Annotated in this window: 14 protein-coding genes; 7 read left to right on the top strand and 7 right to left on the bottom strand. The window is 67.2% G+C overall.

The annotated features are described in order from the left end of the window. Positions 1 to 30 precede the first annotated feature (30 nt). The 5 genes from FBY39_RS13980 to FBY39_RS13960 all read right to left on the bottom strand — a co-directional run bounded on the left by FBY39_RS13980 (position 31) and on the right by FBY39_RS13960 (position 5225). Positions 31 to 447: a rhodanese-like domain-containing protein gene (locus FBY39_RS13980; protein WP_141932890.1), complete on the bottom strand. Its 417-nt coding sequence runs from the start codon at positions 445 to 447 to the stop codon at positions 31 to 33. Positions 448 to 819: 372 nt separating this feature from the next. Beyond that, positions 820 to 2640, bottom strand: a complete 1821-nt coding sequence (locus FBY39_RS13975) for a ubiquinol-cytochrome c reductase cytochrome b subunit (RefSeq protein ID WP_141932888.1) — start codon at positions 2638 to 2640, stop codon at positions 820 to 822. Continuing rightward, entirely contained in the window at positions 2637 to 3716 is a 1080-nt protein-coding gene (locus FBY39_RS13970; RefSeq protein WP_141932886.1) for a ubiquinol-cytochrome c reductase iron-sulfur subunit, read from the bottom strand. The genes FBY39_RS13975 and FBY39_RS13970 overlap by 4 nt, the downstream gene beginning before the upstream one ends. Before the next feature lie 39 nt (positions 3717 to 3755). Next, a complete protein-coding gene (locus tag FBY39_RS13965; RefSeq protein WP_141932884.1) occupies positions 3756 to 4559 on the bottom strand; it encodes a cytochrome c in 804 nt (267 codons plus the stop codon). 24 nt (positions 4560 to 4583) lie between these two features. After that, entirely contained in the window at positions 4584 to 5225 is a 642-nt protein-coding gene (locus tag FBY39_RS13960) for a heme-copper oxidase subunit III (protein ID WP_141932882.1), read from the bottom strand. Positions 5226 to 5422: 197 nt separating this feature from the next. Between FBY39_RS13960 and trpD the strand changes: the two genes are divergently transcribed. The 3 genes from trpD (at position 5423) to FBY39_RS13945 (ending at position 8108) form a co-directional block, all read left to right on the top strand. Beyond that, positions 5423 to 6484, top strand: a complete 1062-nt coding sequence (gene trpD, locus FBY39_RS13955; protein WP_141932880.1) for an anthranilate phosphoribosyltransferase — start codon at positions 5423 to 5425, stop codon at positions 6482 to 6484. Positions 6485 to 6574: 90 nt separating this feature from the next. After that, positions 6575 to 7078, top strand: a complete 504-nt coding sequence (locus FBY39_RS13950) for an aromatic ring-opening dioxygenase LigA (protein WP_141932879.1) — start codon at positions 6575 to 6577, stop codon at positions 7076 to 7078. 34 nt (positions 7079 to 7112) lie between these two features. Continuing rightward, positions 7113 to 8108, top strand: a complete 996-nt coding sequence (locus FBY39_RS13945; RefSeq protein WP_141932877.1) for a PHP domain-containing protein — start codon at positions 7113 to 7115, stop codon at positions 8106 to 8108. Between the two features lie 10 nt (positions 8109 to 8118). Here FBY39_RS13945 and FBY39_RS13940 read toward each other — a convergent pair whose 3' ends face one another. Then, positions 8119 to 9042 carry a 5'-3' exonuclease gene (locus FBY39_RS13940; protein ID WP_186336956.1) on the bottom strand — a complete coding sequence of 308 codons (924 nt, stop codon included), beginning with the start codon at positions 9040 to 9042 and terminating at the stop codon, positions 8119 to 8121. Between the two features lie 94 nt (positions 9043 to 9136). Here FBY39_RS13940 and FBY39_RS13935 point away from each other — a divergent pair, with 94 nt between their 5' ends. Next, positions 9137 to 9505: a hypothetical protein gene (locus tag FBY39_RS13935; RefSeq protein WP_141932875.1), complete on the top strand. Its 369-nt coding sequence runs from the start codon at positions 9137 to 9139 to the stop codon at positions 9503 to 9505. Here FBY39_RS13935 and FBY39_RS13930 read toward each other — a convergent pair. Then, positions 9495 to 10529, bottom strand: coding sequence for an aromatic acid exporter family protein (locus FBY39_RS13930; RefSeq protein ID WP_141932873.1), 1035 nt, complete (start codon positions 10527 to 10529; stop codon positions 9495 to 9497). The two genes, FBY39_RS13935 and FBY39_RS13930, sit on opposite strands and share 11 nt — an antisense overlap. A gap of 33 nt (positions 10530 to 10562) precedes the next feature. On the opposite strand from FBY39_RS13930, the gene FBY39_RS13925 reads away from it, so the two are divergent. Genes FBY39_RS13925 through FBY39_RS13915 form a run of 3 tightly spaced genes read left to right on the top strand, consistent with a single transcriptional unit; the run spans position 10563 to position 12748 of the window. Beyond that, positions 10563 to 11342: an isocitrate lyase/phosphoenolpyruvate mutase family protein gene (locus tag FBY39_RS13925; RefSeq protein ID WP_141932872.1), complete on the top strand. Its 780-nt coding sequence runs from the start codon at positions 10563 to 10565 to the stop codon at positions 11340 to 11342. A 24-nt stretch (positions 11343 to 11366) separates the two neighbouring features. Then, a complete protein-coding gene (locus FBY39_RS13920; RefSeq protein WP_141932870.1) occupies positions 11367 to 12416 on the top strand; it encodes a zinc-dependent alcohol dehydrogenase family protein in 1050 nt (349 codons plus the stop codon). After that, positions 12413 to 12748 (top strand): TraR/DksA C4-type zinc finger protein, encoded by a 336-nt coding sequence (locus tag FBY39_RS13915; RefSeq protein ID WP_141932868.1) that lies wholly within the window; start codon positions 12413 to 12415, stop codon positions 12746 to 12748. The genes FBY39_RS13920 and FBY39_RS13915 overlap by 4 nt, the downstream gene beginning before the upstream one ends. Positions 12749 to 12943 lie beyond the last annotated feature (195 nt).

Here is a 12943-nt window from a genome sequence, read left to right as displayed (position 1 = left end):
ATCGCTTTTCTTTGTTCGCAGGAACGTCATTCACGACTTGTCGTGCACGACCATCACTTGCGGATCGAAGACACGGGGGAGCGGTCCCTCATCGTTCTCCGTGGGCTGCCCTTCTCGCACCCAGTACTCGTAGCCGCCGATCATCTCTTTGACCGAGTAGCCGAGCCGAGCGAACTCGAAAGCTCCCTTGGCGCCGGCGTTGCAGCCGGGGCTCCAGCAGTAGACGACGACCGGCGTTCCCGGAGAAATCTCGGTGGCGGCTCTTTGCGCGATCTGGGCGTAAGGAATGTGGATGGCGCCCGTGATGCGGCCCTGTCTCCATGCCTCGTCGCCGCGCACATCGACGAGAATGAAGTCCTCGTCCGCCTTCTGCGCGGCGTAGACATCCGATGCGTCCGTCTCGTGGGCGAGCTTGGTGGCGAAGTAGTGTGCAGCATCCGTCGTCATGCCGTCAGCCTAGGCGCGTCGCGCGTCCATGGTGCGGCGTCCGACCGACAGGCGTCGTCGCGATCCTGCCGATCCGTGCATCCCGCGCCGTAGGTTCCGCGGCGCCATCCGTCCTGGGCTCAGCAGTATTGCGAGAAGACCCGAACTGCGCATTCCGTAAGCGGTATCCAGCAGTTTGGGTCTTTTCGCCAAGATGGGCGACGCCTGACGTGGGCGACGGGACTCGGGCGAGAAGACGCGGAATGCGCTATTCGGAGACGAGACGCAGCAGTTTGGGTCTTCTCGGCCGTCGATGCCGGTGCACGCGAATGCCCCGTGACGATCCGCCGAGAGGCTGATGGTCACGGGGCATCCCGTCGTGCGTGACGCTGGTCAGGCGTCCGTGTTCTTGTCACCCTTCTTGGGCTTCGAGGTGCCCTCGTCGGGGATGATGACGTTCGACGGCCGCACTGCAGTCTCGGAGTTGTGGCCGTCGTCGATGGGCACGTGGGGCGCATCGGGAACGCCTGCGCGCTCGTGAGCGCCCTGGATCTCGGCATCCTCTTCCGCGGCGATGTGCTCGAGCTCGTGGTGCTGGTGGGCAACCGCTGCATCGATCTCCGACTGAGTGACGGGAGACAGGCGATCCTCGAAGAACCAGCGCGAGATCGACCCGCGCACGTTCTCGTGCCACGGGATGCGGCCCTTCGTGTTCGGCCGGACGACGAGCGGTTCGTAGACCTCGAAGTCGACCAGCTTGAAGCGCTCGTACTCGTCGACGGGCTGGTGCACCTCGATGTACTCGCCACCGGGAAGGCGCACGATGCGTCCGGACTCGTACCCGTGCAGTGCGATCTCGCGGTCCTTCTTCTGGAGCGCGATGCAGATGCGCTTCGTGACGAAGTAGGCGATGATCGGGCCGAGGATGAGCGCCGCCTGGAGAGAGTGGATGACGCCCTCCATCGTGAGCCAGAAGTGCGTCGCGATGATGTCGGACGACGCGGCAGCCCACAGGACTGCGTAGAACGTCACGCCCGCGGCGCCGACGGCCGTACGCGTTGCGGCGTTGCGGGGACGCTGCGCGATGTGGTGCTCACGCTTGTCGCCCGTGATCCACGCCTCGATGAAGGGGTAGACCAGCACGATCAGGATGAAGACTGCGAGGACTCCGAGCGGCAGCAAAATGTTCCACGACCACGTGTGGTCGAAGATCACGCTCTCCAGGTGCGGGGGAACGAGTCGCAGCGCGCCGTCAGCGAAGCCGATGTACCAGTCGGGCTGGGTTCCCGCCGAGACGGGGGAGGGGTCGTACGGGCCGTAGTTCCAGACCGGGTTGATCGTGAACAGCGAAGCGATCAGCACGATCACGCCGAAAACAATGAAGAAGAATCCACCCATCTTCGATGCATACACGGGCAGCATCGGGTAGCCGACGACGTTGCTGTTCGTCCGACCCGGGCCGGCGAACTGCGTGTGCTTGTTGATGATCATCAGCATGAGGTGGAGCACCAGGAGGCCGATGAGGATCAGAGGCAGCAGCAGGATGTGCAGCGTGTAGAGGCGTCCGACGATGTCGGTACCGGGGAACTCGCCGCCGAAGAGCAGGAACGACGTCCATGTACCGATGAGCGGGATGCCCTTGATCATTCCGTCGATGATCCGCAGGCCGTTGCCCGACAGCAGGTCGTCGGGGAGCGAGTATCCCGTGAAGCCCTCGGCCATCGCGAGGATGAAGAGAATGAATCCGATGACCCAGTTCAGCTCGCGCGGCTTGCGGAAGGCGCCGGTGAAGAAGACGCGCAGCATGTGCACACCGATGCCGGCGACGAAGACGAGCGCAGCCCAGTGGTGGATCTGCCGGACGAGCAGGCCGCCGCGGATGTCGAACGAGATACGCAGCGTCGACTCCATGGCGGCGGACATCTCGATGCCACGCATGGGGAGGTAGGCGCCGTAGTAGTGCGTCTCGACCATCGACGCCTGGAAGAAGAAGGTCAGGAAGGTCCCCGACAGAAGGACGACGACGAAGCTCCAGAGCGCGATCTCGCCGAGCATGAACGACCAGTGATCGGGGAAGATCTTGCGGCCGAGCTCCTTGACGATCCCGGAGAGGCTTGTCCTTTCGTCGAGATAGTTCGCGGTGGCCCCGACGAAGCGGCCGCCGAGAGGCTTATCCTTCGCCTCGGGCTTCTCAGTGACAGTGGCGGTGCTCAATGACGCTCCCAGAAGCTCGGGCCGACGGGTTCGTGGAAGTCGCTCTGCGCGATCAGATAGCCCTCGTCGTCGACCGCAATCGGCAGCTGCGGAAGGGGACGGGCCGCGGGTCCGAAGATGACCGCCGCGCCGTTGGCGACGTCGAACTGCGACTGGTGGCAGGGGCAGAGCAGGTGGTGGGTCTGCTGTTCGTACAGTGCGACGGGGCAGCCGACGTGGGTGCACACCTTGGAGTAGGCGACGATGCCGTCGTACGTCCAGTCGAGCTGGTTCGTTTCCGCGGGCAACTGCTCGGGAAGCAGACGCATAAGAAGGACGATGGCCTTGGCCTTCTCCTCGAGGTAGCCGTCGTGGTGGGACAGATCGGCGAGGGGCTCGGGGATGACGTGGAAGGCGGATCCCAACGTGACCTCGGACGCCCGGATCGGCGTCCCCTCGGGGTCGCGCGCCAGTCGCATGCCCTCTTCCCACATGGTGTGGCTGAGGAGATAGACGGGATTTCCCGCGTTGGGGTGTTCTGGGGTGTCCTGAGGAGCCAGGCCACGGAACAGCGTGATGCCGGGCACGATCGACGCGGCGAGTGCAGCGATGAGGGAGTTCCGGATCATGACGCGACGTCCGAACCCGGAATCCTCGTCGGCGTCGCGGAAGACCTGGATGGCGCCTTCACGCGTCGCGTCACGACCGCGGGTCGCGTGACGCGGCTCCGTGTGCTCCTTGTCGGACATGATCGCCTTGGACCAGTGGATGGCGCCGATGCCGATCGCGAGGAGCGCGAGCGCGATCCCGAGGCCGATGAAGAGGTTGTTGTTGCGGATGTCGACCAGTCGACCGCTCTCGATCGGGAAGATCATGTAGGCGGCGACAGCCCAGATGCTCGCAGCGACCGACAGGTAGAAGAGCGTGTAGACCGTGCGGACGGCGCGCTTCATGGCGGCCGGGTCCTTGTCGGTGACCCTCGCGCGGTGCGGCGGGAGCTCCGGATTGCGCACCGGGTCGGTGACCGCCACGGCGAGCCCGGGGGAGGGCTTCCAAGAAGCCCTCTCGTGCTCGAGCGGGTCGTCCTCGTGTGCCATGCTGCTCCTCGTTCGTGATTCGGGTTCAGTGATCGTCTGTCAGTTGGATTTCGCTGTGATCCACACGGTCAGGGCGATGAGGCCGCCGATACCGAAGATCCAGATGAAGAGTCCCTCCGAGACGGGTCCGAGGGAGCCGAGCGAGAAGCCGCCGGGCGACTGGTTCTCCTGAATGAACAGGAGAGCCGAGATGATGTCGCGCTTCTCTTCCAACGACAGGTTCATGTCACTGAAGACGGGCATGTTTTGCGGGCCCGTCACCATTGCTGCGTACATGTGGAGGGCACTCGTGCCCTGGAGTCCGGGCGCGTACTTGCCTTCGGTCAGAGCGCCACCCGCTGCGGCGACGTTGTGGCACATCGCGCAGTTGATGCGGAAGAGCTCGGCGCCGTGCGACACGTTCCCCTCGCCATCGAGGACTTCGTCGGACGGGAAGGTCGGTCCGGGCGACGTCGATTGGACCCACGCGGAGATGGCCAGGATCTGGTCCTGCGTGAACTGCACGGGCTTCTGCGGGGCCTGTGGTCCTTGCATCTGCAGCGGCATGCGGCCCGTCGCCATCTGGAACTCGACCGCGAGTTCACCGACACCGAAGAGCGAGGGTCCGTCGGCGGTGCCCTGGAGATCGAGGCCGTGGCAGGTCGCACAGTTCGCCTGGAACAGCTTCTTGCCGTCTTCGACGGTCAGGGTCGAAGAAGCCTGTGTGGTGTCGTCGGTCGCTGCCATCGCGGCGGAGGCGCCGGCGTAGATTCCGCCGGTGACCAGCAGGCCGAGCCCGATGAGGGCGGCTGCCGCCCAGGGGCTGCGTCGGCCAGTCGAGCGGCGCGTCTTCTCTCGTGCCATGTTGGGGTTTCAGCTCCGCTCTTGTTACCGCAGGAAGTAGATGACGAGGAACAGGGCGATCCAGACGACGTCGACGAAGTGCCAGTAGTAGGACACGACGATCGAGGACGTCATCTCTTTGCGCCCGAAGTTCTTCACGGCGTACGCACGGCCGATCACGAGGAGGAAGGCGATGAGACCGCCTGTCACGTGGAGCGCGTGGAAGCCTGTCGTCAGGTAGAACGCCGATGCGTATGCGTCGGCGGAGATCGGCATGCCTTCGTACACGAGGGTCGCGTACTCCCAGACCTGGCCGGAGACGAAGATCGCGCCGAGCGCGAACGTCAACCAGAACCACTCGACCATGCCCCAGCCGAGGATGCCGCGCTTCTTCGTCGAGTACGGCTGGAACCTCTCGGCGGCGAACACGCCCATCTGGCAGGTCACGGAGGACAGCACAAGGATGATCGTGTTGCCGAGGGCGAACGGGACGTTGAGCAGCTCGGTGCGCTCCGCCCACAACTCGGGGGACGTGCTGCGCAGCGTGAAGTAGATCGCGAAGAGACCCGCGAAGAACATCACCTCACTGCCGAGCCACACGATGGTTCCGACAGCGACCGGATCTGGCCTCTTGACGGACCGCATCGCCTGGGAGTAGGTCGCTGTGGTGGTTGTCACGCCTCCCATTATTGCCGATCCCGGCGGGCGATTCTCGCACTCGACGACAACGATTTGCCCTCGGTCCGACTTAGGAGGCCCTAAGAACGAGCCGCGAGACTGCTCCGAGAACCGTGTGCGACCGGTGCGAGGGCCCTGATCGACGGGTGTGTGCAACGTTGCCGCGGTCGATGTCCGTCCGCGTGGGACCAGTAGGCTCTCTCGTCATGGCGGACCTGCATTCTTGGCCGGGACTACTCACCGCGCTCCTCGAGCGACGCGACCTCAGCGTGTCGGAATCCACGTGGGCGATGCGGCAGATCATGTCGGGGGCCGCGACGCCCTCTCAGATCTCCGGATTCCTCATCGCTCTGCGCGCGAAGGGGGAAACAGTCGACGAGATCGTGGGGTTCCGCGACGCGATCCTCGAGGCCGCCGTCCCGCTGCCGGTGGATGCCGGTGTCCTCGACATCGTCGGGACCGGTGGCGACAGGTTCGGCACGGTCAACGTCTCGACGATGGCCGCCGTCGTCGCAGCCGCAGCGGGTGTGCCCGTCGTGAAGCACGGCAACCGCGCGGCGAGTTCGTCCTCGGGGTCCTCCGATGTGCTGGCCGCGCTCGGAGTCGAGCTCACGCTGACGCCCGACGCCGTCGCGGAAACCCTCGAACGCGCCGGCATCGCCTTCGTGTTCGCCTCCGCGTTCCACCCGGGCTTCAAGCATGCGGGTCCGACGCGGGCGGAGCTCGGCGTTCCGACGGTCTTCAACATCCTCGGGCCCCTGTGCAATCCGGCGAGGGCCGAGGCCAACGCCGTCGGGGTCGCGCACCTCGATCGGGTTCCCCTCATCACGGGCGTCTTCCAGACGCGCGGGGCGACCGCCCTCGTCTTCCGGGGAGACGACGGGCTCGACGAACTCACGACGACGGGACACAGCAGACTCTGGGAGGTGAGCCGCGGCGACATCCACGAGCACGATCTGGACCCGCGCGACCTGGGCATCCCGCTCGCGCAGATCGACGACCTGCTCGGCGGTGACCCCGCGCACAATGCCGCGGTCGTGCACCGCGTCTTCGCGGGAGAACAGGGTCCCGTCCGTGACATCGTCCTCCTCAATGCGGCGGCCGGTCTCGTGGCGTATCGCCTCTTCCGGGATGCCGCGCAAGTGCAGCGTCCGATCGTCGAGCGCCTCGCGGAAGCCCGCGACGATGCCGCGGCCGCGATAGACAGCGGGGGCGCGGCCGAACGTCTGCGGGACTGGGTCGCAGCGACGAAGGCCCTTGTGGTCTGACCACACGTTTTTACACGGCCGGAGGCCCTTCCTCGCGCACAGGCTCCGCAGTACCGTGAGGGCACTATCCGCTTCACGGAGGAGGACCTCATGAGCGAGACGCTCGCTCCCGCAGACACGTCGGCGACCATCGAACCGCCCGCGCGGCCCCTCGGTGCCGTAAAGGTCGTGGGCATTCTCGGAATCATCGGCGGCGTCGCGCTCATCGTGGTCGGCATCGTCGTCTGGATCATGGTCTCGTCGCAGCTCCGCGCCGAGAACATCACGATCCCCGACGACGCGATGGCCTTCCAGGGGCAGACGGTCCAGGGACCCCTCACGGCGTACGTGCAGGCCGACATCATCCAGACGCACGCTCTCCACGCGTCGGAAGGACAGACCTACGCCGAACTCGACCAGGACGATCCCGTGCGAGCCGTCATGATGAACGCATCGTTCCTGCGCGCATCCCTGTTCACTTCCGTCGTCTCGTTCGGCGTCGCGGCGTTCGCGATGGGGGTCGGCATCCTGGCGATCATCTTCGGGTGGGCTCTGCACCGACTCGCGAGCGCTCCCGTTGTGGTGCGGCAGTCGCGGCAGGCGGCGGCCGCCTAGTGGTGTCCATCGAGCACGAGGGTCCCGTCCGCGCGTGAACCCGCACGAAGCGCTGACCGAGATCGCGACCCTCCTCGAGAGGGAGCGGTCGTCGCGGTACAAGTCGAAGGCCTTCCGTGCCGCCGCGGACGCGATCTCCTCGCTGAGCGACGAACAGCTCCGGGACGGCGCGGGTCTTCGGCGACGGAAGGGCATCGGCGAATCGTCGTTCGCCGTTATCCAGCAGGCGCTCGAGGGGCGGACGCCGGATTACCTCGCCGAACTGCGAGAACGCGTCGGCGCCCCGAGAGAATCCGCCTTGCGGACGCTTCTTCGAGGCGACCTGCACGCTCACAGCGAGTGGTCGGACGGGCTCACCTCGATCGAGCTCATGGTGGACGCGGCGCGAGCACTCGGTCACGAGTACCTCGCTCTCACCGATCACTCGCCGCGACTGCGCGTCGCGAACGGCCTGACCGCCGAGCGGCTGCGCGCACAACTGAAGATCGTCGCGGGGTTGAGCGGTGAGGGCTTCACGCTCCTGTCCGGCATCGAAGTCGACATCCTCGACCACGGAGAATTGGACCAGGAGCCCGACCTTCTCGACGAGCTGGACATCGTCGTGGCGTCCGCCCATTCGAAACTCCGGATGGAGCGTGCGCCGATGACGAGACGTCTCGTGGCCGCCGTCTCGAATCCGCGGGTCGACGTGCTCGGCCATGTGACCGGCCGGCTCGTCGAAGGGTCGCGTGGCACGCGCCCGCCCTCGGTCTTCGACGCGAGAGCCGTCTTCGCGGCGTGTGCCGCCAACACCGTCGCGGTCGAGATCAACTCACGCCCGGAGCGGCAGGATCCGCCCGACGACCTCATCGCGATCGCCCTGGCTGAAGGGTGTCTCTTCTCGATCGACTCCGACGCGCACGCGCCTGGCCAGCTGTCGTTGCTCGATTACGGTGCCGAGCGGGCCCAGCGCGCGGGAGTGCCGGCCGACCGGATCGTCACGACATGGCCGCTCGACCGTGTGCGCGAGTGGACAGCGCGCGAGCGCTGACCTCGTCGGATCAGTCCGCGTCGAGCGCGTCGAGGAGACGCGTCATAGAGCCACCGAGCGCCCAATGCTCGGCGAGGGATGCGGCATCCGCTCTCCGCGACGCGTCCGGCTTCGGCAGCGTCGCGTCCACGGCGGCGAGATCGAGATCGCGGACGACACCGACGACCGTCGGCGCGACGGCGAGGTAGTCGCGTCCGGCGAGGAGCTTCGCCCGCACACCGGCGGTCATTCCGGCGCCCTCGTCTGCGGCGGCGAGGATTCCCGCGAGGTCGCCGTGACTCGAGAGCAGCCCGGCGGCCGTCTTCTCGCCGATGCCCGCCACGCCGGGGAGCCCGTCCGACGAATCTCCGCGGAGCGTCGCGAAATCGGCGTACTGATGGGGCGCGACCCCGTACTTGGCGCGGACGACGTCGTCCGTGATGATCTCGAGGTTGCTCATGCCCTTCGCGGTGTACACGACGCGCACGTCCCGCGCGTCGTCGACGAGTTGGAACAGATCTCGATCGCCCGTCACGATGTCGACGGGAACGGCGGCGCGCGTCGCGAGAGTTCCGATGACGTCGTCCGCCTCGTGCTCCGGGGCGCCGACGATCGGGATGCCGACGGCGGCGAGGGTCTCTCGGATGACGGGGACCTGGACCTCGAGGGGGTCGGGGACGACCTCGATGTCGGCGGATCCCGCGACGACCTCCGCAACGCGGTGCGTCTTGTACGTCGGGATGAGGTCGACGCGCCACTGCGGACGCCAGTCGTCGTCCCAGCACGCCACGAGCTGCGTGGGCCGGTAGATCGTGACGAGCTTCGCGATGATGTCGAGGAATCCGCGCACGGCGTTGACCGGCCGGCCGTCGGGTGCCTTCACGGTGTCCGGCACGCCGTAGAAGGCGCGGAAATACAACGAGGCACTGTCGAGCAACATCAGGCGGTCGGTCACGGCAGTCATCCTGTCACGGGAAGGTTCTCGTCGCGGTGGGAGCGTGGAGGAAATCTCGTGGACCTCGCGCCGTCGCCCCTGCCATGCTGAGCGCATGAGGTTCTCACGCATCGCCGCCGCCACTGTTGTCCTCGCCGCCGCCTTCGCGCTCGGCGCCTGTTCGTCGTCGGACGGCGACGTCATCGCTCCCGTCACGGAGGAAGTCGGTGACCTGCAGGGCCGCACGATCGACCTCGTCGTCGACCAGGTGCTCAACATCAATACGGGTGACCTCGCGGTGGACAGTTACGAGGGCACCGTCGCCGATCCCGCGGTTGCGGAGTTCGTCGCCGGGGGTGAGGAAGGGGATGCGACCTTCAACCCCGGAGTGAAGGCGCTCGCCGTCGGCGAGACGGACGTCGTGCTCTCGAATACGGATGGCGGTATCCAGGACGTCACCTTCACGGTGCGCGTCACGGAGTAGCCTCCGCATCAGCACTCAGCGTCTCGTGGATCCTCCTGAGGTCCTCGAGGAGCGAGCCGATGAGCATCCAGTGCTCGGATGTCGGCGCCGTGATGGACAACGGTGCCGTGAGCGCGGGGGGCTCGGTGTCGGCGCGATCGTCGGTCACCGAACGAACGAGAAGTCGCACGTCGTGGGCGGCGCGACGCAGCTGGGTGGCGATGTCGCGCACGACGGGCTCGGCGCTGATCGACGGGTCGTAGTGGTCGGCGAAAGCCCGCGTCATCCCGATCACCTGTGTCACGATCGGCGACAGTCGCGCAAGTTGCTCGTGCGCCTCCGCGAGCTCGCTGCGTCCCGCGCGGCGCGGGCTGAGCGTGAGCGACTCCGTGGCATCCGCGAGAGCAGTCTCAGCCTTGTCGCGCATCGGCCGCATGAGCCGGGCTTCCAGCAGGAGCTCTTCGACCTCCGCGCGAGACCGCGGGTGCTCGAGTGCGCGCGCGAGTCGCTCGAGCGACTCCGCGACCTCCTGGAGCAGCGCGTCGACCGCTCGTCGCGCGGGGTCGAGGGCGAGGGGAGGCACGAGGGAAACGTTGATGACGATCCCGATGACGGCACCCAGGAGAGTCTCCAGAACACGATCGACCGCGTACTCGGGGCTCGTCCCGCCCAGAGCGAGCACGAGGAGCGCGCTGATCGCCACCTGGTTGGCTGTTCCCGCCGTCATCTTCAGCGCCCATGCGACGGCGAGCCCCGCGACCATCGCGAGCAGGATGACCCACGTCGACCCCCCGAGCAGGATGCCGATGATCGAGGCGATGGCGACTCCCGCGATGACGCCGACGGAACGTTCGAGCGCCTTCGTGAGCGACTGGTTGACGCTCGGCTGCACGACGAGGAGCGCCGCGATCGCAGCGAAGACGGGCGGCGGGCCCTGGATCAGCCACCCCGCGACGAGCCAGGCGGCTGCCGTGGCGATCGCGGACTTCACGACTTGGAGCAGGGGTATCCGGCGGGGCGCGCGGAACGCGGATGTCAAGCGCATGCCAGAAGGCTAGGCCGCGGTTAGCGTTGACGCATGACGGAACTCAGCGACAAAGCCACCACCCTCGCCCGACTCCACGACGAACCGGAGATCCTGCGCGTCGTCAACGTGTGGGATGCCGTGTCGGCGACGGTGATCGCCGCCCTCCCGGAGACGCGGGCGATCGCGACGGCGGGCCATTCGATCGCCGCGACGTTCGGCTACCCCGACGGTGAGCACATTCCGCTCGACCTCATGCTCGACATGGTTGCGAGGATCGTCTCGGCCGCGGGGGACCTGCCGGTCAGCGCCGACCTGGACGCGGGCTTCGGCGATCCGGGAGAGACGGTGCGACGCGCGATCGGCGTGGGCGTCGTCGGGGCGAACGTCGAGGACCGCCTCCGTCCGCTCGCGGAGTCGACCGCGGCCGTCGAGGCGATCGTCGCGGCGGGGGAGAGCGAAGGGGTTGCCTTCGTGCTCAACGCGCGGACCGATGCGTTCGTCCGCGCCGGCGATCGACCGCTCGAGGAATCGATCGAGGATGCCGTCACCCGGGGCCGTGCCTATCTTTCCGCGGGAGCGACGACCGTCTTCGTGCCGGGGATCCTGGATGCCGCGACGACCCGGGCTCTCGTCGACGGAATCGGAGTTCGCAAGGTCAGTGTCATCGGACTTCCGGGAGCGTTGACGGCACAGGAGTACGAAGACCTCGGTGTCGCGCGGATCTCTTACGGTCCCATGACGCAGCGGGTCGCCCTCACGGCGCTTCAGGACGTCGCAGCGGACCTCTACCGCGACGGTGCGATTCCGGCATCCACTCGCGGCCTCAACTGAGCATCGCGCGCGTAGGCTCGACACATGCTCGCAACCGTCATTCACGGCGCCGGTGACATCCGCGTCGAAGAGGTCCCCGATCCAGAGCTCTCGACGGGCACCGACGCCATCGTCCGGGTCGTCGCCGCGTGCGTCTGCGGGTCCGATCTCTGGCCGTACCGAGGCGTCACGGAGACGACGGAACCCCACCGCATCGGGCACGAGTTCGTCGGCGTCGTCGAGGCCGTCGGTGCAGACGTTCGGACGATCCGACCCGGCGACTTCGTCATCGCGCCGTTCTATGTGTGCGACGGAACCTGCGTCAATTGCCGGAACGGCGTCAGCACGTCGTGCCTGCAGGGCGGATGGTGGGGGAGCGCGGACCGCTTCGGCGGCTTCGCGGACGGGGCTCAGGGAGAGATCGTGCGCGTCCCGCTCGCCGACGGGACGTTGGCCGTCGTTCCCGGACCGGTCGCCGACGACGAGATCCCCGGCCTTCTGACGCTCAGCGACGTCATGGGCACGGGCCACCACGCGGCGGTCTCGGCGGGTGTGTCGCCCGGCGACACCGTCGTCGTGGTCGGCGATGGTGCTGTCGGTCTCTGCGCGGTCATCGCCGCCAAGCGTCTCGGAGCGACGACGATCATCGCCATGTCGCGGCATCCGCGTCGCCAGGAACTCGCACGCGAGTTCGGTGCGACCCACATCGTGGAGGAGCGGGGCGAGGCGGGCATCGACGCCGTCCGGGCACTCACCGACGGTATCGGGGCGGACCGCGTCCTCGAGTGCGTCGGAACGAAGGAGTCGATGGATCAGGCGCTGAAGTCGGCGCGACCGGGTGGGAAGGTCGGTTTCGTCGGTGTTCCCAACGGCGGCCCCGAGCTGCCGATCCGGGAGATGTTCGGCAGGAACGTGGGTGTCAACGGGGGAGTGGCCCCCGTGCGCGGGTACATCGAGGAGCTTCTGCCCGATGTCCGCGCGGGTGTCATCCAGCCCGGTCGCGTGTTCGATCTGGAGCTGCCGCTCGCGGATGCCGCCGACGCGTATGCGGCGATGGACGAGCGCCGCGCCGTGAAGGTCCTGCTGCGGCCGTGACGCCGGCGGACCCGCTGGAGCGGTCGCTCGCCGAGCTGTCCGGTCGCATCGAACGGCTCGACGCCACGCTCGCGGCACTCCGCGCCGACCGGCAGGGTGACAACGCCGACGATGAACACGACCCCGAAGGCGCAACGCTGTCGGCGGAATGGTCGCGTCTCTCGGGGCTTCGCGCCGACGCCGAGCGTGAGCGACGCGAGGTCGAGTCGGCGATCGAGCGACGCACCGCCGGAGCGTACGGGATCTGCGCAGACTGCGGGCGGCCGATCCCTCTCGAACGGCTGCAGGCGCGGCCCACTGCGACACGCTGCGTCGTCTGTGCGAGCACGTAGCGGCTCGAGGTGCGCGACCCTCGCGATCGCCGGGCGCATTCTGTTACCCTGGAACGTCACTCCTGTGGCTCAACAGCCATGCCTGCTGACCCTGTGACATCGCACGAAGACAATCCGCCTCGCCTCGGTTCCTCACTCATCCCGCGCGTTCGCGTGGGCAGAGGATGCCGGGCCCGATCACCCATCCAACAAGGA

The organism is Microbacterium sp. SLBN-146, assembly GCF_006715145.1.
In the GTDB taxonomy this organism is placed as follows: Bacteria; Actinomycetota; Actinomycetes; order Actinomycetales; family Microbacteriaceae; genus Microbacterium.
The sequence above is the reverse complement of the archived record's forward strand: the minus strand, read 5'-3'. Positions and strand labels throughout refer to the sequence as shown.

Coding starts and splice junctions, on each gene's coding strand:
- trpD (WP_141932880.1), top strand. CDS start 5,423: ATGGCGGACCTGCATTCTTGGCCGGGACTACTCACCGCGCTCCTCGAG.
- FBY39_RS13980 (WP_141932890.1), bottom strand. CDS start 447: ATGACGACGGATGCTGCACACTACTTCGCCACCAAGCTCGCCCACGAG.
- FBY39_RS13930 (WP_141932873.1), bottom strand. CDS start 10,529: ATGCGCTTGACATCCGCGTTCCGCGCGCCCCGCCGGATACCCCTGCTC.
- FBY39_RS13950 (WP_141932879.1), top strand. CDS start 6,575: ATGAGCGAGACGCTCGCTCCCGCAGACACGTCGGCGACCATCGAACCG.
- FBY39_RS13965 (WP_141932884.1), bottom strand. CDS start 4,559: ATGGCACGAGAGAAGACGCGCCGCTCGACTGGCCGACGCAGCCCCTGG.
- FBY39_RS13970 (WP_141932886.1), bottom strand. CDS start 3,716: ATGGCACACGAGGACGACCCGCTCGAGCACGAGAGGGCTTCTTGGAAG.
- FBY39_RS13920 (WP_141932870.1), top strand. CDS start 11,367: ATGCTCGCAACCGTCATTCACGGCGCCGGTGACATCCGCGTCGAAGAG.
- FBY39_RS13960 (WP_141932882.1), bottom strand. CDS start 5,225: ATGGGAGGCGTGACAACCACCACAGCGACCTACTCCCAGGCGATGCGG.
- FBY39_RS13935 (WP_141932875.1), top strand. CDS start 9,137: ATGAGGTTCTCACGCATCGCCGCCGCCACTGTTGTCCTCGCCGCCGCC.
- FBY39_RS13925 (WP_141932872.1), top strand. CDS start 10,563: ATGACGGAACTCAGCGACAAAGCCACCACCCTCGCCCGACTCCACGAC.